The following is a 20,678-nucleotide window of genomic DNA, read 5'->3' as shown; positions in this document are numbered from 1 at the left end:
CCGCGTTGCTTCCACGAAGGCAGCAAGATTAGCACGGCTCGCAGGCCTGCTATTCGCGGCGGCGTGACTGGGGAAGCGCGGATTCGAAGGGCCATGAACGATGAATCACGCGTTCGGCGTCGGACAGGTTGAGCGTGATTCGCAAGCGCCGCTATTTCTTCGTCACGACGATCTCGGTACTCACCTGCGCCACCTGGCCGGTCGTATCGGTCACCTTCAAACTGACCGGATAGACCCCCGCTTTGCTGAACACATGGGTCCGGGTCGCGTTACCTGTGCCGGCGCTTTCCGTTACGGTCGCGGCCTGTGCAAGGCTGCCGTCGCCCCACGACCACGTTGCCGAATGCGAGTCGCTGGCGTCGACATCGGTGAACGCGGCCTTGAAATCGACCGCCGCGCCGACCGTCGCGCGGACACTCGCCACGATAGGTCCGACCACGGGCGCGCTGGAGTTGCCGCCAATGAGCATCAGCCCGGCGTTGGACGTCGCGACCATTTCGCCACGGTCGGAGATGGCCAGCGCGCCGGTCAGGACCAGTCCGGCAGGCGCGCTTTGCATGCGGTTGTTCAGGTCGACCATGCCCGTGCCCTGAGTCCACACGAACGCGTGGCGCTCTCCGTTTGCGGTGTCGGCGGTGCCTACTATCTGCCCCGAGCCACTGATCGCATTGGCCGAAGAGGTCTTCCCGCCGAGCGTACCGAGATTGGTCAGGGCGCCGCCGGCCCAGAAGAACGCTCGCGCATTCCCGTTTGAGTCGGTGGACGATCCGACCACCTGGCCGGCCTGGTTGATGTCGTTCGCGATGGTCAGCTTGCCGCCCAGCGTGCCGATGTTCACCATACCGTTGGCAGCGGTCCAGAAAAACGCCGACACACGGCCATTCGCGACGGTTGCTCCGCCGATCACCTGGCCATGGTCGTTGATTCGCGTCGCGTAAGAAAACTGCGCGCCGGGGAGAAGACCCAGGTCGGTCATCGACGATCCTGTACGTACGAAGGCGTGCGGCCACCCGGCCGGGACCGTCGCGTAACCGACGATCTGACCGGCACTGTTGATGTCCGATGCGTATGACAGCGGTCCGCCGAAGCTGCCGAGGTCGGTCATGCCGCCGCCCTGGGTCCATGCGAAGCCGTGGTATTTGAGCAGCGTGAGGCTCGCGACACCGACCACCGTTCCCGAGGCGTTCACCGCATTCGCATACGCAATGCCGCCGCCGAGCGAACCGAGATCGACCATGCCTGAACCTGCCGTCCACGAGAACGCGTGCATGGCGCCATTGGCAATTCCGGCGTTGCCGACTACGCGTCCCGCGGAATTGATTGCCGCCGCAGCGGCGTACTTGCCACCCAGCGTGCCGATGTCCTGAATCGATGTGCCGTTATAGAAGAACGCGCGCGGATCGCCATTCAGATTCGCTGAGACGCCCGCCACCTGGCCCTGGGCATTGGTGCCCTGTGGTTGCACGGTTCCCGCGGAGAGACCCAGGCCGAGGTTCTTCAGCGCGTATTGCGAGGAACCGGTGAACGTGACGTCATCGACGAAGAAGCTCGCGCCGCCGTCATGGATATCGACTCGCGCGATGGCGTTGCCGGTGGAAGTGAAAGACAGCACCACGTTAGTGCCATTCGATGCCATGACCGATGAACCCAGCAGGGTATTCGCACTGTCATAGGCAAATAGTCCAACGTTCGTCGGACCGGTGATATAGGCGCTGACTTTCTTGACCTGTCCCAGTGAACTGCCGAGTTGGAAACTCATCAACCCGGTTCCCGCATACACGACGTTCTGCCCGGAATGGGCGGGTACGCCGGCGCTGGCGGCTGCAAACGCAGTCGCTCCCGAAACGGTCACGCCCTGCGCAGCGTATTGGCTCGTAACGAACACGCCGTCAGCTAAACCGTCGAAGTTCAACGTGACGCTCGGTTGCGCGATTCCGTCGGCCGACGCGGCACACGAAAGGACGAGCAACAACGCTCGAATAACCGTGGAGCAATAGAAGATGTTCGCCTTGTGCGCACGAGAAAGGATGTTCATGTCATGTCTCCTTGCTTTTGTTTTTGCTCGGCCCATCGACGCAAACCGGCGACTCGTGGTTGCCGGTCCGTGGCCTCGATCGGCTCGTGGACTAGCCCCACCGCCTTCCGACGTTCGCGTCAGTCGGCTTTGACAGCGGCGGCCGCCGCCGAAGCCGCCGACTCGGCGGCGGCTGGTGTCGTTGCCTGACTCCAGCCGGTGCCGAATGCGGAGCGCGAGCCCGCTGCCCGCGCAACCGCGGGTTCTGTTCGAGCATTCGTCACGGGCATCGGCACCCCGCTCCTGGCGGAAGTCATTGCAACGGACGATGAATCGTCCCCGCCGCAAGCCGCCAGCGCGGTGGCTAAAAAAATCACCAGGAGAGCACTGGCAGGAGTCCTTCCTGAAATCGATAAGCCGTCCATGAGCGCCCCCTGTCAAATGGCCGCGTTCGCTAAAGAATCCATACTCATTGAGGACCCGACAGAGGCGCGCTGTTAGCGGTTTCCAGAATCCATCTCTGCGAGAGACAAACGGCCTTTAACGCCGGAGGCAAGACGCGTTCGCGCGCGTCCGGAGATTCGCCGCGAAGATGCATCGAACTCACGTTGCCCGTCTCGCCCGTTTCGTTGAGGCAAGCGTACGTGAGTCCGCGATAGCCCGCATACCGCGAATTGTGTATGCGAGCCTCTTGGGAGATAGATGTTCTGGCTTGGCGATGCGCCCGCTTCAAACCATCAGCGCAAGCTTCACCAGCTCCGACTGTCGATGGCACTCCATCTTGCGCATCAACGATGAAACCTGCTTGCGCACGGTTTGTTCGGAAGAACGCCTGAGCGCCGCGATTTCCGTCACGCTATGTCCCGCTGCGAGTCCCGCGAGCACCCTGGCCTCCGCCGGCGTGATGGAAAAAACCGCTTGCAACTCGTCCGCGTCGGGGCTCGCAAACGCGCTGCGTCGACGCAGCCGCACAAAAAACACCGCATTCGGTACGAGACCGAAAAATTTCGTGGCGACGCCAATGTCCGCGATGGTCGTCCTGCCCCACCCTGCCGGTATCACGACCCGTCGCGATCGTCCATCTTCCGAGCATCCGCGTAGCGCACTCGCAAAACGCGCATTGATGGCCGGGTCTCGATGCGAGAGAACGCCTCGCCGGATTAGAAACCCGACGTCATCGCTAAAGAACGGTTGAGTGTGCGCCGATGTTCGAACGACCGTCGCGTCGACCATCACGAGACATATGGCTTCATCGAGAGCGGAGAAAGCAGTCTCGACAGCGAGGAGTCCGCCGAGTAATTGCTGATGACGCAGAGCCAGCAGCTCGCGAAGTTTTCGAAAGTATCGGTCGGCATCACCGTTGGTCAGGCGAGCGACCGCGTTCGGGTCGACGGAGGATCGCTGAAACCCGATGGCCGCACGCAGCAACGGGCTCGACTCGACGACCAGCACAAAGATTTGCGCCATCCTGTGCTTCCGCATAAAGTCCGCGTGAAACTCCGTGCGCTGCAATTGACGATTGCTATACATTTGCCCGGTATCCAGCCAGGTCCCGGCCGGTGCCGAGCGGGAGTCGCGTTCGAGGACGTCGTGGCTATAGAAGTAGCCGTTGTAATCGCGGGAACAGCTCTCGGTGAAGCCGACGGCGGTGAGGTTAAGCAAGCGGCGCTGATTGTCGAAGACGATGAGTGTTCCGCTATCCGCGCCGACCAGATCTCGCGCGGTACTTAAAACGTCGTCCCAGGGGGGAACCGGATCGAGGAGATGATGGGCGGCGTCGATTGCCCTGCCGAGAACGACTTTACGTTCAGCCATTTCCCCTCCTTAACGATCCCTGGAAATGAGATTTTCCGAATGCGTTAAAGCCACTTTCAATGGTTGCCCGACGAACGCGTGCCGCTAGCCCGCTCGTGCCGAATCCTACTCTGAACCACTGATTTTGCCGCAAGCCGAACGAGTCGAACGAGGGATGGACCTCATTCGCTCTTCATTGCAATTCCGACTTTGCGAAGTGTCGGAAGCAGGTTGGACAAATGCTCTGATTGCTAATAGGAATGACCGCTACGGCTAAGGCGTTTTGCTTCCATTCTCGAGCGACCGCACAGCCGGTTGCAGAGTCAACGGTCTCAACTCTTCCACCAATGTGCCGCTAGCATGGGACTTTCAACGAACGCAGGGCGACGCATGCTCCTACGCGTACGATCGAAGACCGAACATGCGATATTGCTCCAGTCAGGTCGACGGCTATTGACTGCCTGGCCGCTTACAGACGGGTGCCCCGACTTTCCGATGGATTGCAAATCGCGGCAATAATAAGTACAGGGAGATGCTATACGTGCACGCAATCGGCTGCGATTTTAGAAACTTGAGCCCCTTCTGCAATCCTTCGCGTAATTATCGTACGGCGAATTTTTTACCGGATTCGGGGCGCGTCTCGCGCGTCAATGATTGGTTTTGAATGTGAACACGCGACACGCTCTTGAACCGTCGAAACGGATCGTCTTGGCGGAATACACTTTTATTCGGGCGAACAGGCCGGACGATCATCCGCCCGGCCCGTCGCTCACCCCACGCGCCCCACCAACTCTGCCAGCACGGTCTGAAAAGACGTCGTGCCGATCACGCGCTCGTGCGCCCCGTCCTCGAAATCGATCCACCCCGAGTTGAAGCCGTCGATCATCTCGATACGCGGCGTGGGCCACGATGTTCCCTGCGCCTGGAACAACGCCTCCCACTGATCGCGCGGCACCGCGCGCGCGTCCACCCGACGCCCCAACGCGCCGCCGAACAGCGCGGCAATCTCATGCTGTGAGTAACGTTGCGGACCTTCGATCTCGATCACACGCCGCCCTTGCCACGATTGCGTGAGCGTCTCCGCAATCACGCGGCCGATGTCCGCCGTCGCAACCATCGGATACGCGCGCTCGAGCGGTTGCAGAAAGCTCGGCATCACGCCGGTTTCGCGAGCCGGCGCAATGTCCCACACCGAGTTCTCCATGAACCACGCAGGTCGCATGATCGCCGTCGGCATGGGAATCGGCAGAGCGGCAAGCGCTTCTTCGAGAATATGCACCTGGGTGATGAGGCCGAGCCCCGACTCGCGCTGCCCGCCGACCGACGACAGCGCCGTTACGCGCTCCGGCCGCGCCTTTGTCAACGCCTCCTTCAACACGGCGGCCGCCGCGTGCGCATTCGGATAGCCGGGTTGTGGCGCGAAATTCGGCGCGATCATCACGAACACGCCCGCCGTTCCACGAAACGCCGCGGTCAGCGCGTCGGCATCTTCGAACGATGCGATCGCGACCTCGGCGCCGCGCTGCGTCCACTGCGCCGCCTTGCTCTCGTCGCGCAACACCGCCCGCACAGGATGTCCCGCATCCAGTAACGCGCGTGCCGCCGCACCGCCCACTTGTCCTGTCACACCAGTAATTGCAAACATGATCTTCGCTCCTCGATGACGGCGACTGCCGCGTTGGAAGACATTCTCGGCGTTTGACAGAGATTTCTCGAGAGCATGTATGTCATTTGTTTAATGACAATCTAGCATCAAAGGTCATTCGACTGCGGAGGCTGGATCGCGCGCGTTTTAACTTAATTTCTCACCCCTTTCAAAGCTGATCCGCGGCCCCAAAACGAAAATACTAGAGTATTAGTATTATTAATATTAAAAGCGAATAGCGAGTTTATTGTCAGACGATACAGTTTGTTACGACGGAATACTCGTTCAAAACGTTTCATCCGCGTAACATCGCCGCTTCATTGCCTGAGCAGGGAACGAGCGTTCTCATCAAGGCGAGGCGCACGTATAGTGAGTCTTCTCTGGTTATACCGGGCGCATAGGCCGTTCCGCCTCACTTTCAAAGGTATCCAGTCGCTATCGGCTCCCTCGAAGCGACTTGGGCGAACGTTCACTCCGTTCAGGACTGTCAGAAAAAAACTCAGTCGTAGCTCAAATGAAATTTCAAACCTTACGTAGTTATTCAATCTATTTAGTAGTCCCAATTCTTGCGGCGTGTGGCGGTGGGGGTGATGGCAAAAGTGACCCAACAGCCGTCGCCGCCAACGCGGTCGATCCGGTCGCTGTAGTCGATGTCGCCAAGCATCCGCCGTCGGTAAGCGGCACCGCCATTCCACCTGCCACCTCGATCAATGATGAATGGGGTGCCGTCTGGTCGGTAAAGAACGGCGTGGTCTATCGGGCGGGTCGGACAGCAGGGTCTACGTCGGGCGTTAAGCTGCTGCTCTGGTATGCCGGCAAAGTCTATTCACAAAACAGCGATAACAACTGGTGGGTATGGCAAAACAGCAGTTGGGTGGTGTCTGCCGATCCGCGTCCTGCGGCCAGCACGCCGGCGACTACGCCGACCACCGCACCCACGACTACGACTACGCCTACGACTACACCCACGTCGGCAGCCGCAATCCCCACTACTGCGTCGGCTATCCCGTTCTTCGGCATCAACGAGCATTACAACTACGGCGGCATGTACGCGTCGGTCCCACTCGCTACTCAGGCCGCAACGCTGTCCGATCTTGGCCTGACGGGGAACCGGCAGGATATTCACAGCTACGATCAGATTGACGCTGTGGCCAACACAGTTATTCCAGGCATGGGCTCGAAGATCACGATCATGCCGATGATCGATGCCTATCCATGGGATGATCCGTCGCTCAACGGCCAGACGCCGACAGAGGAGAGCGCTTACGCATACGCCTACTCGATGGCGGCCTATGCTGCGACCAAGCTCAAAGGCGTACCGGTGGTGGAATTCGGCAACGAGTACGACCTCGACGGCGATCAACCGGTGGCCAACGACGGCGCCAATGTCTCCGACTACGACAACAACACGTGGCCAATCTGGCGCGGCGCGCTGCGCGGCTCGTACGACGGCTGGCGTTCGGTCGACACTGCAGGCGCGACGAAGATTATCGCCACCGCGTCATCGGGCTTCCTCCATCTGGGCTGGTACAAAGGCATGCTGACCGGCACCCAACCGGATGGCACGACCGGCCACCCGGTGGTGAAGACGGACATCATTCAGCTCCATTGGTACTCTGACGGTGGTGATCCTGAGAATACGTGGGGCGTGACGGGTACGAACTACAACGTTCTGAAGTCCTTGCACGATGCATACAACCTCCCGATCATGTTCACGGAGATTGGCGTCAACACCGACTTCACTACCGCTCAGGCACAGGAGTACATCGCCAAGACGATTCCTGAACTCGTCGCGGCCAAAGCGACGTACAACGTGATCGGCTTCAACTGGTACGAACTGTACGATGACCCAACCGGTGATTACGGCATTCTGACGAGCAACGCCGCGCAGAAGCCAATTTATTCCGCCATCAAACAGGCCGTTGCAGCGGCGCAATAAGCAGGGCCATGATCCGGTTGTGCGCAGAGGCACAACCGGATTGAACGATGGCAGTTCAAGCGGCCGCGGTTTCTCGAGTACTCGTTTGCCCGACGCGTTTCTGCGCCCCCCCGGTCTGCCTCGTCGGTCACGGTCACGACGATACTATTCGAATGCAGGTCCATTCCGCTCTATTCCATCACAGCCTCATTCCGGTTAAAGCAGTTGGCAAACTCGCTTTAACCCCGCCGTCTCCATGACGGCGGCAGGAGGTCCGCTAGATGATTTTTCAAACTAGGTAGGACCGGGGTGCGCCAACCTGAATCATTTCTAAAGCTTCACGCTCGTTTGAGCAATGAGGCGCGGACCAGCGGATTTCATAGAGCGTCGCGGTCTATCTGGCTCAACAAACCCGGCATCGAGCAGCAACCCATCCTGTCCGTCACAGCACACGAAAAGCTAGCGCAAAAGGGACGCGTTCATATAGAAACGACAGCCGACGTGGGATCGCTGTCGATCATTGGAGCGTGCATCGCTGGCGCTCAAGCTGTTGCCGATCATGGAGAAAGCGTTTCGCCGTCACAAGCCGCCAGTTGGAAAGAACTGGCGCATGGATGAGACCTACGGCATGTTGCTTTGCACGGAACCGGGAGCCACTAAAAGCGGTAATTTGCGTCGAATATTGACCTAGGTCGAACGCTATCCTGCCGAGGAAACACTTAGGATAACGGAGTGATCGACGTGGCTATATCGGGCTCCTGCTGTGCCCGCACCGATGACGAGCGCTAGCATCACGCGTACTAGCCGCTGACGAAAACGCCGGGCAGTCCGCGCATCGGCGGCACAGGATGGTCCTGTCGCATCTGTTCGATCGTGCCGTATTTCACCGCGACTCCCGCGCGAAGTAAGTCGCGAATTTTTAATAGATCGCGTTCCCTCTTTTTACCTCAGCCAGTTCCCGCTCCCCCATCCGAGCTCAGCTTCGATCTCCATCAACGGCTTTTGATGCCGACCCACACGCTCTGACTTGCCGGCCTTTGTAGCGCGCACCGGTCTGCCGCGGTCTTCATTGATATCGACAGTTGACGTGCAACCTCTGATACGCCAACGCCCGTGGTCATTGCAAGCTTCACTGCACTGCGCTGCACATCAAACTCCCTCGTTGACGCAGGCTTTGTCGTACCCGGACGGCGTGCCCATACGGTCTCGCAGATTTGCTTGTAGGCCGGCGGTCGCAAAAAAGTAGTTTGACAAACTATCTTAAGATATATATCTTAAGACACATCTTAAGACATTCACGGGAGTGCCCAGAATGCGACACCAGCACCGTTTTTCCCGTCCGCGCGGCGCGGACGATAGTTTCCACCTAGGTTCGGATCGCGCCGCGCTGCACGCGCTCTGGCATGCGTTCGCCCGGCTTCAGGCCGCTCGAAGGGAGCGCGGCGGCGTCGAGTTCGAACGCCGTCACGGTGAACGCGGCGACCGGCATGCATTTCGCGGCAATAAGCATGGCCGCGGCGAGCGCGGCGAGCACCGCGAATTCTCCGGCGAGCAGTCAGGCGGACGCGGCGAACCCAACGGTCACCCGCGCCACCACAATCACCACGGCCACCACCGCTTCTCAATACACGCGCTGTGGCACGCAATCGGCCGCCACCACGACCCGCGCGGCGGCGGCCCCGGCCGTGGCGGACGCTTCGGCGGCGGGCCTGGCGGCTTCGGCGGCGATGGCGACGGTTTTCCGCGCGGCCGCAAATTCAGCTCGGACGACCTGCAACTGCTGTTGCTGTCAATGATCGACGCCCAGCCGAGCCACGGCTACGAGCTGATCAAGGCGCTCGAAACGCGCTCGAACGGCTTCTACAGTCCGAGCCCCGGCATGGTCTATCCGGCGCTCACGTATCTGGAAGAACTCGGCTACGTGACCGTCCAACTCGAAGGCAACCGCAAGCGCTACGAACTGGCGGACGCGGGCCGCGACTATCTGGCCGCGAATCGCGATCGCGTCGAGTTGATGCTGGCGAGGCTCACGCATATCGCCCGCAAGATGGATTCGGTGCGGCGCGCCTTTGCTGGCGAAGAGCCGGCTGACATCAGCGAAGGCGGTTGGCTGCCCGAACTGAACGAAGCGCGCCGCACGCTGAAGAACGCGATGCTGCGCCGTGACAACGCACCGGCCGACGAACAGCGCCGCATCGCCGCGATCCTGATGCGCGCGGCGCGCGAGATCGAAGGCCAAAGCGAAGGCAACGCGAGCGGCACCGGCGCCGAACCCGCCGCCTGAATCGCCAGAACCGCTGAACTCACACCGCCCGCCTCACGCGCGCGCCGGCACATTGACACACACGCGGCGCATAGCGTGCGCCATGCGTCCCGGCGCGCCATCCGAACCCAACAGGAGCCACATCCTCATGCCGACTCACGACCATGACAATCGACCCGACCTCGCCGTGCAGCGCGTACGGCATCCGCTGAAGTTCCGTCTGCTGCAGGTCAAGCAGGTGCGCGCGCTGACCCCGCATCTGATTCGCGTGACCTTCACCGGCGACGATCTGCACGACTTCGTCTCCGCTTCGTTCGACGATCACATCAAGGTGTTTTTCCCCGAGCGCGGCGCGGACAAACCGACGCTGCCGGAAGCCGGTCCCGACGGTCCAGTGTTCCCCGCTGGCCAGCGTCCGACTGCGCGCGATTTCACGCCGCGTCGCTTCGATCGCGATGCGCGCGAACTCGACATCGAATTCGCGATGCACGAGGCCGGTCCCGCTGCGAGCTGGGCGGCGCAGGCCAAGGTCGGGCAGTATCTCGGCATCGGCGGCCCGCGCGGCTCGTTCGTCGTACCCACCGCTTTCGACTGGCATCTGCTGGTCGGCGACGAAACCGCGCTGCCCGCCATCGCGCGCCGCCTCGAAGAACTGCCGGCCGGCGCGCGCGTCGCGGCGGTGATCGAAGTGGCCGACGCGTCCGCGCAGATCGACTTCGCCACGCGAACCGAGCTGCATCTGGTCTGGTGTCATCGCAACGGCAACGGCGAGCGCGGCGCCGCGCTGTTGCAGGCGGTGCGCGACATCTATCTGCCGGAACAGGGCGAAGGCTACGTGTGGGCCGCCGGCGAATCCGCAACGATGCGCGCGGTGCGTCAGCATCTATGCTCCGAACGCGGCGTCGACAAGTCGCGCATCCGCGCGGCCAGCTACTGGAAACAGGGCGCGCAGGCAGTCCACGAATCGCTGGACGATTGAATAGCTCGCGCTCGCCGCGAAGCGGGCGGCATGCGCCGCGCGGACGCTCTGCCTCGAACAACAACAATAAGGAATCGACCGATGTACTCAATCAGTACCCGGCATGAGCGCCGCCTGCTCTGGCTGCTCGCGCTGACGCAATTCACCATCATCATGGACTTCATGGTGATGATGCCGCTCGGCCCGCAGATCATGCGCGCGTTCCATATCGCACCGGCCGCGTTCGCGACGGCCGTGTCCGCGTATTCGTGGTGTTCGGGGCTGTCGGGGCTGTTCGCGGCGACCTATATCGACCGCTTCGACCGGCGGCGTCTGCTGCTGTGCGTGTACGCGTTGTTCGCGCTGTCGAACCTCGGCTGCGCACTCGCGGACAGTTTTCCGTTGCTGCTCGTCGCGCGCGCGTTTGCCGGCATCACCGGCGGCGTGCTCGGCTCGGTGATCATGGCGATCGTCGGCGACGTGATTCCGGTTCAACGGCGCGGCGCCGCGACCGGCACGATCATGACCGCGTTCTCGCTTGCCGCAATCGCGGGCGTGCCGGCCGGCGTGATGCTCGGCGCGCGCTTCAACTGGGCCGCGCCGTTCTTTCTGCTGGTGGTGTTGTCGGTGCTGATCTGGCTGGCCGGCTCGCGACTGGTGCCGTCGCTTGCCGAGCATCTGGACCGGCGTCAGCCGACGCTCAGCGAAGTGCTGCCGGACCTGTGGCGGCTACTGAGCAACCCGCGCCATTTGAATGCGTTTGCGCTGACCTTCATGATGATGGTCGCGCACATGCTGGTGATCCCGTTCATTTCGCCCGTGCTGGTCGCCAATCACGGCGTCGCGCCGCAACAGTTGTCGTGGCTGTATATGGCCGGCGGCGCGGCGACGTTCTTCACGGCGCGGCTGGTCGGCAGACTGGCCGACCGGTTCGGCACGCAGCGCGTGTTCCGGATTGCGGCCGTGCTGTCTTTCCTGCCGGTGCTGTTCGTCACACATCTGCCGGACCTGCCGTTCTACGCGCTCGTGATGTTCTTTCCGTGCTTCATGGTGCTGATGTCCGGACGGATGGTGCCGATGCAGGCATTGCTGACCACCGTCCCCGAGCCTTCACGACGCGGCGCGTTTCTCAGCGCGAACAGCGCGTTGCAGGCGTTGGGCACGGGCAGCGGCGCGTGGCTCGGCGGCTTGATGCTCGGTACTTCGCCGAGCGGGCAGATCGTCGGATATGGGACCGTCGGCTGGGTGGCGGTCGCCATCGCATTGGCGAGCGTTATGTGGGCGTCGCGCGTGCGAGGCCTGCAACGCGATGCGCCGGCGGCGGAGATGCTGCGTGGTGAGGCGGTCGGCGAAAGCTGAAGTGCATTCGCTTTGGTGCAATTGGTGCAACGCGCGGCGCGCTCTGCCGGGGCGCCACGCGTTGACGGTTTTGCTGGCGGCGTGTTCAGGGTCAAGCGTCGAGGGTCAAGCGTTAAACCTTGAACGCCGCGTGAGCGCCTGGCATTACGCGTTGCCTATCAGTCGGTCTTCCCCGTCAACGCGCGTCGCGCGGTTTCGCCTTCGGCGTGCGAGGCCGCATAAAAAACTCGCGCGCGGCCGATGATGATCTTCAACATCGCGATCACCGGCACCGCGAGAAAAATACCCGCGACGCCGCCAAGCTGATCCCCCGCCAGCAATCCGACGATGACGAGAAACGGACTGACCTCCACCCCTTCGCTCATCAGGTACGGATTGAGCACATAGTCTTGAAACAGCCGGTACAGGCCGATAAAAATCACCAGCCACAGCAGATGCGGATAGCCGCTGAACACTGCGACCCCCAGGGTGATCGCAACCGCGCCGAGCGGCCCGGCGAACGGCACGAACTCCAGCAGGCCCGCGCTCACCGCGAGCAGGAACGCGTACGGCACACCGAGCAATGAGAATGCGATGCCATAACAGATCAGCGTGGCCAGCGATAAAAACAGCAACGCGCGCACGTACTTCGACAACAGCACGTTCAGATCGGTGACGATCTCCGCCCACAACGTGCGATGCCGCGCCGTCAGCAGTTCGAGAAACGCCTCGCGCATCTGAGGACCTTCCTTGATCAGCAGGAAGCTCAGAATCGGAATCAGCACGAGGTAGATCAGGTTGCTGGCCGCGTGCACGACGCCGAGCCCCACGCTGCGCGCCACCGGCACGGCCTTGTCGGAGCCGGTCTCGATCTGGCTGCGTACGAAATCCACGATACGCTCGCGCAAGGGTTCGAGAAAATGCGGCAACGGAAAACGGCTCGGCACATCGGACTTCAACAACGCGGGCAATTGCGCGAAGAGGTGTGTCGCCTGATCCTGCAACTGCACGCCGAAGATCGAACCGACCACCGCGATGACCGCGACCACCACCACGAACACGAGCGCAATCGACGCCACGCGTGGCATGCGACGCGGCCTGATGCGCTCGACGAGGTCGACCATCGGGTAGATGAGATAGCTGAAGAACACCGCGAACACGACCACCAGCACCGTCGTCGACGCGATATAGATGACAAAGAACAGCAGCGCGATCAAAAACGCGGTCCAGACTTTCCTGGCCGTGCACACATCGAATCCCAGCATGAACCTTCCTCGAATAGACGATGAGATCCGGCGCATCGAGCGCGCCGGGAACATCGGACAATATAAGGCACTTGCGGGCTGAGCACGCATGCCGTGCCCTTCGCTGCCGATCATCGCCGCGCGGTGACGCGACGCGATGGCACGCGCCGATTTACAGCAGCCTGCCCAGCAGAAAGCCGACGCCGGCCGCGATCAGCAATGCGCCCAGCGGATTGTTGCGCGTCACGTCGGCGATCTGCTCGACGCTTTCGCCGTATTTCGCTTGCGCCTTCCCGGATAGCTGGCGGACCTTGCCTTCGGCCTGCAAGTCGAGATCGCCCGTCAAGCCGCCAACGGCGTCCTGCACCTTGCCTGCTGCATCCTTGAGCGTTCCGTCGAGTTGGTTTTCGTTCATCGTGAGTGCCTTTGTCTTTGAGAGGAGAGTAACGGCGCGCCGGCTAAAGCGCACGGTGTCGCCTACGGTGAGTGGTGCGTGATGCGGTGGCTCGCGCGGAGCCGAACGCCAGGGATCGTTAGGCTTTCACGCGCTCGCGCGCCTCGTCGACTGCTTCCCCGAGCTTCATCTGCATCCGGCCGGCCAGTTTTTCGGCTGCGCCCGCGGCTTGCGTCGCGGGATTGCCGGTGACTTTGCCGATCGCTTCCCTCACCGAGCCCTTGAGCTGTTTCGCTTCACCTTCGACACGATTCTTGTCCATACGCTTTCCTGAACGGTTGAGTTTGCAGACAAATGAGGCTGGGCCTGTGGGGGACGTCACGCTGTTTTGGCACCGTGCTCACCGATATCGTGCGTGCGTGTGACCGCGTGGCGCATCGCGTGCATCGCGCATGGGGCGTGCTTTGGCACGGAACGACAGGCGTTATGCGCGCAACGCATGCTGCGCCGTTTCGCGGATCGCTTTGCTTCGCTTTACGCGATCCACTTAGGAACAGCTACTGTGATGCCTCAGCACGCTTCGTGCCCGAGCGTGGCCGGGAGGGAACGGGGTTAAAAACACCGCGGGATGCGGTTTATTGACGGTTTGCGGGACGCCGCGCCGTCGCGCGCGACGCGGGAAATGATGAAGGTTTATTTGAAGATTGGCGTGCCTGTCACGAGATTACAGGAAATGCGCCTGCAACCGGGCCCTCCGCTATCCGCACGCGCGCGAACGAATCGGACGCTTATCCTCGCGCGACGCCGGGCCCCCTCATCTCTACTCCGCCCCCAATCCCGCGAGAGGATGCGCGTCGCTCTTCCACGGCGACGCGAGAAAATGCCGGACCCGTTCGGGCCGCACTTCCGCGAGCGTCGCGGGCGCCCAGCGCGCGCGGCGATCCTTGTCGATCAACTGCGCCCGCACGCCTTCGCAGAAGTCGCCTTCCTCGATCACCCGTTTGACGATGCCCAGCTCCATCCGGAAGCATTCGGCGAGCGTTATCTGCCGGCCGCGCAGCAACGCTTCGCGTGTGACGCAGAGCATCGTCGGCGAGTGGCCGGTCATTGCGTCGTACGTGGACTGCAACCATTGCTTCACCTCACGCGGCGATTCGCGCTCCAGATCGTGGCGCAGCGTCGCGGTGATCCGCTCGACGCTCGAGCGCCGGTCGAAGTGCCGCAGGATCAATTGCGTGAACGGCCCCAACGCCGCATGCGGGACGATGTTGCACGGCGGCTCGAACACACCGCGTAACGCGGTCATCAAATCGACGTCATGTGACATGCGCTGCAAACGTTCTTCGAAACTCGCGAGCCAGTCGGCCGGCACGCACAGGTCCGCGAGTTGCAGACGCAGCGCATCGGCGCCGGACAACGTCGCGCCGGTCAACCCGACATACAGTTCGACCTCCGCCGGCATCACGCTCAGAAAACGCGTTGCGCCGACGTCCGGCAAAAAGCCGATACGCGTCTCCGGCATCGCGATCCTGCTGCGCTCGGTGACGATGCGCAGCCGCGCACCCTGACCGAGCCCCATGCCGCCGCCCATCGCGATACCGTCGAGCAACGCGACCACCGGTTTCGGAAACGTGTACAGCGCGTAATCGAGCCGGTATTCGTCGACGAAAAACGCGAGCCAACGTGGATCGCCATGCGTTGCCAGCCGATGCACTTCGCGCACGTCGCCGCCAGCGCAAAAACCTTTCGCGCCCGCGCCCTTCAACACGAGCGCGACGATGCCGCTGTCCTGGCGGCAATGTTCGACGAGCACCGCGAGTTCACGCACCATCGCGTGCGAAAGCGCATTGAGCGCGGCGGGCCGGTTCAGCGTGATGATCGCCACACGATTGACGACGCGAAACAGAATCTCGCGTTCCGCGTCCGTATCCGCATCGAGCGCGACGCCTTGCACGGCGCTCATTAGCGGCTCTCCATCTGTGCCGCAACCGCATGAGCGGCCTGTTCCACCGGCTGAGTTTGATCGGCCTGCCAGCGCGGCTTGCGCTTCTCGAGGAACGCGTTGACGCCTTCACGTTGATCGGCGCCGTCGAACAGATCGACAAAGCGCTCGCGTTCCAGCGCGAGCGCCGCCGAGCGCGGCACGCCGTCGCGCGCCTGGTGAATCAGCGTCTTGCTGAAGCCGACCGCCTGCGGGCTCAAACCGGCGACGCGCGCCGCCATCGTCAGCGCGGCGTCGAGCGCTGCGCCCTTCTCCACGACTTCTTCGACGAGCCCGATGCGCAATGCGGTCTCCGCATCGACGCGCTCGCCGGTCAGAATCATCCGCTTGGCCCAGCCTTCGCCGACCAGCCACGGCAGCGTCTGCGTGCCGCAACCGCAAGGCAACAGACCGACCGCCGTTTCGGGCAACGCCAGCAGCGCGTGCTGTTCGGCGATGCGGATATCGCACGCAAGCGCGCATTCGAGCCCGCCGCCCATCGCGTAACCGTTGATCGCCGCGATCACGACCGGCCGCGCATTCTGCAAGGTCTCGAACGCCGCGCCGAAGCGCGCCGCCGCCGTGCGCGCGACTTCGCGGTCGCCGTCCGCGAAGCTGTTCAGATCGGCGCCCGCGCTGAAGAACTTCGGCCCATCGCCGGTGATGACGATGGCGCGCACGCGCGCCTCGTCGTTCAACCGTTCCACGGTGCGCTGCAATTGCAGCAAGCCTTCAGGGGTGAACGCGTTCGCGGGCGGCCGCTTGAGCGTGAGCAGCGCGACGGCGCCGTCGAGTCGATAGTCGAGTTCGATCATCACGCGCCTCGTTTTGCCGCGTCGTCGGCATCGTGACGGTAAAGCTTGATGACCGCCGAAAAGTCGAGACGTCCGGCGCCTTTCGTGCTCATCGTTTGATAAAGCTGCTGCGCGAGCGCGCCGAGATAAACCGGTTGACGCGCGCTGCGCGCCGCGTCGGTGGCAAGACCCAGGTCCTTGAGCATCAGGTCGGTGCCGAAGCCGCCAGTGTAGCCGCGCGTCGACGGCGCGCTGTCGATCACGCCGGGCATCGGGTTATACGTGTCCGAACTCCAGCAACGCCCGGTCGAGGTGTTGATGATGCCGCCGAGCACCTTGGCGTCGATGCCGAGCGCCTCGCCGAGCGACATCGCTTCGGCCACGCCCGCCATCGTGATGCCAAGCACGAGGTTGTTGCAGATCTTCGCAACCTGGCCGGTGCCGGTGTCGCCGCAATGCACGATGTTCTTGCCCATCGCCAGTAACACGGGCTTTACCTGTTCGTACGCGCTCGCGCTGCCGCCGACCATGAAGGTCAGCGTGCCTGCCGCCGCGCCGCCGGTGCCGCCCGACACCGGCGCATCGACGAACGTGTTGCCGCGCTGCGCCGCGAGTTCGGCGAAGGCCTTCACGCTGGCCGGATCGATCGTGCTCGAATCGATGATCGGCACGCCCTTCGCGATGCCCGCGAACACGCCGTCGTCCGCGCTCAGCACGTGGCGCACATGCGCGGCGGCGGGCAACATCGTCAACACGCACTCCACGTCGGTCACGGCCGCTTTTGGCGAGCCGGCCGCCTTCGCGCCCGCATCGACGAGCGCCTGCACGGCCTGCGCGTTCAGGTCGAACACGTTGAGCGAGTGACCCGCTTTCAGCAGGTTGTGCGCCATCGGCGAGCCCATGTTGCCGAGTCCGATAAAGCCTATTTTCATGATGCCGTCTCCGTTTTTTCGCGCGCTGAGGGACGCCAATGAGCGTCGCTCAGCGCAGGCTGATGGTCGTGTTCACGCCGTCGTTGACCGTGTCGTCGTCGAACCAGCGCGCGGTGACGGTCTTGGTCTGCGTGTAGAACTGCACGACCTGTTTGCCGTACGGGCCGAGGTCGCCCAGCTTCGAGCCGCGCGAGCCGGTAAAGCTGAAGAACGGCACCGGCACCGGAATCGGAATGTTGATCCCCACCTGGCCGATATCGATCTCACTCTGGAATTTGCGCGCCGCCGCGCCGCTCTGCGTGAAGAGGCCGACGCCGTTGCCGAACGGATTGCGATTGACGAGCGCGATCGCGTCGTCGAGTGTGGCGACGTTCAGCACCTGAAGCACCGGGCCGAAAATTTCGGTGCGGTAGATTTCCATTTCCGTGCTGACGTCGGTGAAGATCGTCGGGCCGATGAAGTTGCCTTGCTCGTAGCCGGGCACCTTCACGTCGCGGCCGTCGAGCGCGAGCGTCGCGCCTTCCTTCACGCCCGCGTCGATCAAACCGAGTATGCGTTGCTTCGCCGCGCGCGACACCACCGGGCCGATGTCGGTGTTCGGCTCGCTGCCCGCATTGACCTTGAGCGTCTTCGCCTTCGCGACGAGGTCAGGCAGCCACTGCTGCGCGGCGCCCACCAGCACCACCACCGAGGTCGCCATGCAGCGCTGTCCGGCCGCGCCGAATCCCGCGCCGGCCAATGCGTTCAAGGTCTGCTCGCGGTTCGCGTCGGGCAGTACCACCGCGTGATTCTTCGCGCCCATCATTGATTGCACGCGCTTGCCGTGTTCACTGCCGAGGCGATACACGTGCGTGCCGACCGCCGTCGAACCGACGAATGAAATCGCCTTCACCAGGTCGTGCGTGCAGAGCGCGTCGACGATTTCCTTCCCGCCGTGCACGACGTTCAGCACGCCTTTCGGCACGCCGGCTTCGAGCGCGAGTTCGACGAGTTGCATCGTCGACAGCGGGTCCTGCTCCGACGGCTTGAGCACGAACGTATTGCCGCAGACGATCGCCATCGGGAACATCCACAGCGGGATCATCGCGGGGAAGTTGAACGGCGTAATGCCGGCGCACACGCCGAGCGGCTGGCGCAGCGTGTAGGTGTCCACGCCGCCCGCGACGTTCTCCGCGAATTCGCCCTGCTGCAACGTGCCGATCGAACACGCGTGCTCGACCACTTCGAGGCCGCGGAAGATGTCGCCTTCGGCATCGGGAATCGTCTTGCCCTGCTCGGCGCTCAGCGTCTTCGCGATACGCGGCATATGCTCGCGAATCAACGCCTGGTACTTCAGCATGATGCGCATGCGCGCGCCGATCGGCGTGTCCTTCCATGTCCTGAACGCGGCGTGCGCGCTGCGGATCGCTTCGTTGACTTCGTCGACGGTCGCGAACGGCACGCGCGCCAGCACTTCCTGTGTGGCCGGATTGACGATGTCGCGCCACTCGCCCGTCTTCGATTCGACGAATTCGCCGTTGATCAGCAGCTTGACGGTGGCGACGGCGGCATCGGCCTTGCGCCCGGCCTGATTCGAAGCAATTGCGCTCATGCTGGAACTCCTGTGCGTGGGCCGCGCGGCGGCCGGAGAATAAGGGTGATGACGGATACGGAGAAACGAAAACAATCAACGCAGCTCGGGAAAATCCTCTTCCCAGTACTCGTCGGGCAGACGCGCGGGTTCGGCGGCGCGTTCCATTTCACGACGGCGCAATTCGACGCGGCGGATCTTGCCGGAGATGGTCTTCGGCAGCTCGCTGAATTGCAGGCGGCGAATCCGCTTGTACGGTGCGAGTTTTTCGCGCGAAAACGCGAACACGGCGCGCGCGAGTTCGGGGCCGGCTTCGTAGCCGTGGCGTACGGTGACGAACGCCTTCGGCACCGACAGACGCACCGCATCGGCGCTCGGCACGACGGCCGCTTCGCCGATCGCCTCGTGCTCGATCAGCACGCTTTCGAGTTCGAACGGGCTCAGCCGATAGTCGGACGATTTGAAAACATCGTCGGCGCGGCCGACGTAGACGTAGTAGCCATCATCGCGGCGCAGCGCGACGTCGGAGGTGCGATAGAAGCCATTGCGCATGGCCTGCGCGGTGGCGTTCGCGTTGTTCGCGTAACCGGTCATCAAGCCGAGCGGACGTTCGTTCAACGGCAACGAGATTTCGCCTTCGGTCGCCGGACGATCGTCGGCGTCGAGCAGTTCGATCCGGTAGCCCGGCAGCGGCCGCCCCATCGAACCGGCGACCACCGGTTGTCCTGGCGGGTTGCCGATCTGGCAGGTGGTCTCGGTCTGGCCGAAGCCGTCGCGAATCGTGATGCCCCACGCGTGCTTCACGCGCTCGATGATCTCCGGATTCAACGGCTCGCCCGCGCCGACGATCTCGCGCAGCTTGACCGGATAATCCGCGAGGGGCTCCTGCACGAGCATGCGCCAGACGGTCGGCGGCGCGCACAGCGTCGTGACGTTGAAACGCACCAGCGCGTCCAGCGTGTCTTTCGGCACGAAGCGCGCGAAGTTGTACACGAACACGCAGGCCTGCGCGTTCCACGGCGCGAAGAAGCAACTCCACGCGTGCTTGGCCCAGCCGGGCGAGCTGATGTTCCAGTGGATGTCGTTCGGTTGCAGCCCGATCCAGTACATGGTCGATAGATGGCCGACAGGGTAGCTCGCATGCGTGTGCTCGACGAGCTTGGGCTTCGATGTGGTGCCCGAGGTGAAGTACAGCAGCAACGTGTCGGTGGCGAGCGTGACGCCGTCAGGTGTGAATTGCGGCGGCATGTCGTAGGCGGCGGCCAGGTCGATCCAGCCGTCGCGCGGCGCGCCGACCGAGAAACGCGTGAGCGGCACGTCGAGCGTATCGAACTTGGCCAGTTCCGCGCTATCGACCACGACGAACTTCGCGCCGCCGATCTGCACGCGGTCGCGCACGTCGTCGGCGGACAGCTGGGTGGTGGCGGGCAGCACGATCGCGCCGAGCTTCATCGCCGCGAGCATCACGTCCCACAGTTCGACGCGGTTGGGCAGCATCAGCAGCACGCGGTCGCCGCGGCCGACGCCCGCATCGCGCAGGAAGTTCGCCATGCGCGCCGAGCGCTCCGACATCTGCGCATATGACAGGCGCTGGCCGTCGCTGGCCGGGTCGTCGACGATCCATAGCGCGGGGTTGTGATTGTCGCGGGCGATCACGTCGAAGTAGTCGAGCGCCCAGTTGAACTCGCCTGGCTGCGGCCATGCGAATTCGCGGTAGGCGCGCTCGTAGTCGGTTCGGTGGCGCAGTAACAGATCGCGCGCGTCGAAGAAGGCTTTCGCTGCTGTCATCGTTGTCTCCTGTCGGATGGAAGGCGCTCTATGCGCTCTGCTCTT

General features: G+C 62.8%; 15 protein-coding genes and 2 pseudogenes. 5 read left to right on the top strand and 12 right to left on the bottom strand.

The features are described 5' to 3' along the window. Window positions 1–151: 151 nt before the first annotated feature. The 3 genes from BGI01S_RS28965 to BGI01S_RS10770 all read right to left on the bottom strand — a co-directional run bounded on the left by BGI01S_RS28965 (window position 152) and on the right by BGI01S_RS10770 (window position 5,453). Window positions 152–2,071 carry a PKD domain-containing protein gene (locus BGI01S_RS28965; protein ID WP_084585333.1) on the bottom strand — a complete coding sequence of 640 codons (1,920 nt, stop codon included), beginning with the start codon at window positions 2,069–2,071 and terminating at the stop codon, window positions 152–154. A 672-nt stretch (window positions 2,072–2,743) separates the two neighbouring features. After that, window positions 2,744–3,829 (bottom strand): helix-turn-helix transcriptional regulator, encoded by a 1,086-nt coding sequence (locus tag BGI01S_RS10775; RefSeq protein WP_042325126.1) that lies wholly within the window; start codon window positions 3,827–3,829, stop codon window positions 2,744–2,746. 748 nt (window positions 3,830–4,577) lie between these two features. Next, the gene (locus BGI01S_RS10770; RefSeq protein ID WP_042325124.1) at window positions 4,578–5,453 is read right to left on the bottom strand and encodes an NmrA family NAD(P)-binding protein; all 876 of its coding nucleotides are present in this window, start codon (window positions 5,451–5,453) and stop codon (window positions 4,578–4,580) included. A 514-nt stretch (window positions 5,454–5,967) separates the two neighbouring features. Between BGI01S_RS10770 and BGI01S_RS10765 the strand changes: the two genes are divergently transcribed. Both BGI01S_RS10765 and BGI01S_RS30760 read left to right on the top strand, forming a co-directional pair. After that, complete coding sequence (locus BGI01S_RS10765; RefSeq protein WP_157004153.1) at window positions 5,968–7,392, top strand: glycosyl hydrolase; 1,425 nt, start codon at window positions 5,968–5,970, stop codon at window positions 7,390–7,392. Between the two features lie 473 nt (window positions 7,393–7,865). Further along, window positions 7,866–7,996 (top strand): annotated as a pseudogene (locus tag BGI01S_RS30760) (IS6 family transposase); the annotation flags it as partial. Between the two features lie 178 nt (window positions 7,997–8,174). On the opposite strand, the pseudogene BGI01S_RS31045 reads toward BGI01S_RS30760, so the two are convergent. Next, a pseudogene (locus tag BGI01S_RS31045) lies at window positions 8,175–8,585 on the bottom strand (transposase); the annotation flags it as partial. A gap of 98 nt (window positions 8,586–8,683) precedes the next feature. On the opposite strand from BGI01S_RS31045, the gene BGI01S_RS10760 reads away from it, so the two are divergent. The 3 genes from BGI01S_RS10760 to BGI01S_RS10750 all read left to right on the top strand — a co-directional run bounded on the left by BGI01S_RS10760 (window position 8,684) and on the right by BGI01S_RS10750 (window position 11,951). Further along, window positions 8,684–9,655 (top strand): PadR family transcriptional regulator, encoded by a 972-nt coding sequence (locus BGI01S_RS10760; protein WP_042325121.1) that lies wholly within the window; start codon window positions 8,684–8,686, stop codon window positions 9,653–9,655. Window positions 9,656–9,782: 127 nt separating this feature from the next. Next, a complete protein-coding gene (locus BGI01S_RS10755; protein ID WP_042325119.1) occupies window positions 9,783–10,613 on the top strand; it encodes a siderophore-interacting protein in 831 nt (276 codons plus the stop codon). Between the two features lie 81 nt (window positions 10,614–10,694). Next, window positions 10,695–11,951, top strand: coding sequence for an MFS transporter (locus tag BGI01S_RS10750; protein ID WP_042325116.1), 1,257 nt, complete (start codon window positions 10,695–10,697; stop codon window positions 11,949–11,951). Between the two features lie 158 nt (window positions 11,952–12,109). Here the strand turns inward: BGI01S_RS10750 and BGI01S_RS10745 are convergent, their stop codons facing one another. From BGI01S_RS10745 to BGI01S_RS10710, 8 genes are all read right to left on the bottom strand, one after another. Further along, the gene (locus tag BGI01S_RS10745) at window positions 12,110–13,195 is read right to left on the bottom strand and encodes an AI-2E family transporter (RefSeq protein WP_042325115.1); all 1,086 of its coding nucleotides are present in this window, start codon (window positions 13,193–13,195) and stop codon (window positions 12,110–12,112) included. A 151-nt stretch (window positions 13,196–13,346) separates the two neighbouring features. Next, on the bottom strand, window positions 13,347–13,589 hold the full coding sequence (locus tag BGI01S_RS10740; RefSeq protein ID WP_042325112.1) for a CsbD family protein: 243 nt from the start codon (window positions 13,587–13,589) through the stop codon (window positions 13,347–13,349). A gap of 118 nt (window positions 13,590–13,707) precedes the next feature. Then, window positions 13,708–13,890 (bottom strand): CsbD family protein, encoded by a 183-nt coding sequence (locus tag BGI01S_RS10735; protein ID WP_042325109.1) that lies wholly within the window; start codon window positions 13,888–13,890, stop codon window positions 13,708–13,710. 498 nt (window positions 13,891–14,388) lie between these two features. Next, on the bottom strand, window positions 14,389–15,531 hold the full coding sequence (locus BGI01S_RS10730; RefSeq protein ID WP_042325108.1) for an enoyl-CoA hydratase/isomerase family protein: 1,143 nt from the start codon (window positions 15,529–15,531) through the stop codon (window positions 14,389–14,391). Further along, entirely contained in the window at window positions 15,531–16,364 is an 834-nt protein-coding gene (locus BGI01S_RS10725; RefSeq protein WP_042325106.1) for an enoyl-CoA hydratase, read from the bottom strand. The genes BGI01S_RS10730 and BGI01S_RS10725 overlap by 1 nt, the downstream gene beginning before the upstream one ends. Then, entirely contained in the window at window positions 16,364–17,275 is a 912-nt protein-coding gene (mmsB, locus tag BGI01S_RS10720; RefSeq protein WP_042325103.1) for a 3-hydroxyisobutyrate dehydrogenase, read from the bottom strand. Before mmsB ends, BGI01S_RS10725 begins: the two co-directional genes overlap by 1 nt. A 49-nt stretch (window positions 17,276–17,324) precedes the next feature. Next, window positions 17,325–18,866 carry a CoA-acylating methylmalonate-semialdehyde dehydrogenase gene (locus BGI01S_RS10715; RefSeq protein WP_042325101.1) on the bottom strand — a complete coding sequence of 514 codons (1,542 nt, stop codon included), beginning with the start codon at window positions 18,864–18,866 and terminating at the stop codon, window positions 17,325–17,327. Window positions 18,867–18,941: 75 nt separating this feature from the next. Then, a complete protein-coding gene (locus BGI01S_RS10710) occupies window positions 18,942–20,633 on the bottom strand; it encodes an AMP-binding protein (RefSeq protein ID WP_042325099.1) in 1,692 nt (563 codons plus the stop codon). Window positions 20,634–20,678 lie beyond the last annotated feature (45 nt).

The organism is Paraburkholderia ginsengisoli NBRC 100965, assembly GCF_000739735.1.
Lineage (GTDB): Bacteria > Pseudomonadota > Gammaproteobacteria > Burkholderiales > Burkholderiaceae > Paraburkholderia > Paraburkholderia ginsengisoli.
This window is presented reverse-complemented; position numbering and strand designations above follow the sequence as displayed.

Excerpts from the sequence above, each read along its gene's own strand:
- BGI01S_RS28965 (WP_084585333.1), bottom strand. The coding sequence starts at position 2,071 with ATGGGCCGAGCAAAAACAAAAGCAAGGAGACATGACATGAACATCCTT.
- BGI01S_RS10775 (WP_042325126.1), bottom strand. The coding sequence starts at position 3,829 with ATGGCTGAACGTAAAGTCGTTCTCGGCAGGGCAATCGACGCCGCCCAT.
- BGI01S_RS10770 (WP_042325124.1), bottom strand. The coding sequence starts at position 5,453 with ATGTTTGCAATTACTGGTGTGACAGGACAAGTGGGCGGTGCGGCGGCA.
- BGI01S_RS10765 (WP_157004153.1), top strand. The coding sequence starts at position 5,968 with ATGAAATTTCAAACCTTACGTAGTTATTCAATCTATTTAGTAGTCCCA.
- BGI01S_RS10760 (WP_042325121.1), top strand. The coding sequence starts at position 8,684 with ATGCGACACCAGCACCGTTTTTCCCGTCCGCGCGGCGCGGACGATAGT.
- BGI01S_RS10755 (WP_042325119.1), top strand. The coding sequence starts at position 9,783 with ATGCCGACTCACGACCATGACAATCGACCCGACCTCGCCGTGCAGCGC.
- BGI01S_RS10750 (WP_042325116.1), top strand. The coding sequence starts at position 10,695 with ATGTACTCAATCAGTACCCGGCATGAGCGCCGCCTGCTCTGGCTGCTC.
- BGI01S_RS10745 (WP_042325115.1), bottom strand. The coding sequence starts at position 13,195 with ATGCTGGGATTCGATGTGTGCACGGCCAGGAAAGTCTGGACCGCGTTT.
- BGI01S_RS10740 (WP_042325112.1), bottom strand. The coding sequence starts at position 13,589 with ATGAACGAAAACCAACTCGACGGAACGCTCAAGGATGCAGCAGGCAAG.
- BGI01S_RS10735 (WP_042325109.1), bottom strand. The coding sequence starts at position 13,890 with ATGGACAAGAATCGTGTCGAAGGTGAAGCGAAACAGCTCAAGGGCTCG.
- BGI01S_RS10730 (WP_042325108.1), bottom strand. The coding sequence starts at position 15,531 with ATGAGCGCCGTGCAAGGCGTCGCGCTCGATGCGGATACGGACGCGGAA.
- BGI01S_RS10725 (WP_042325106.1), bottom strand. The coding sequence starts at position 16,364 with ATGATCGAACTCGACTATCGACTCGACGGCGCCGTCGCGCTGCTCACG.
- mmsB (WP_042325103.1), bottom strand. The coding sequence starts at position 17,275 with ATGAAAATAGGCTTTATCGGACTCGGCAACATGGGCTCGCCGATGGCG.
- BGI01S_RS10715 (WP_042325101.1), bottom strand. The coding sequence starts at position 18,866 with ATGAGCGCAATTGCTTCGAATCAGGCCGGGCGCAAGGCCGATGCCGCC.
- BGI01S_RS10710 (WP_042325099.1), bottom strand. The coding sequence starts at position 20,633 with ATGACAGCAGCGAAAGCCTTCTTCGACGCGCGCGATCTGTTACTGCGC.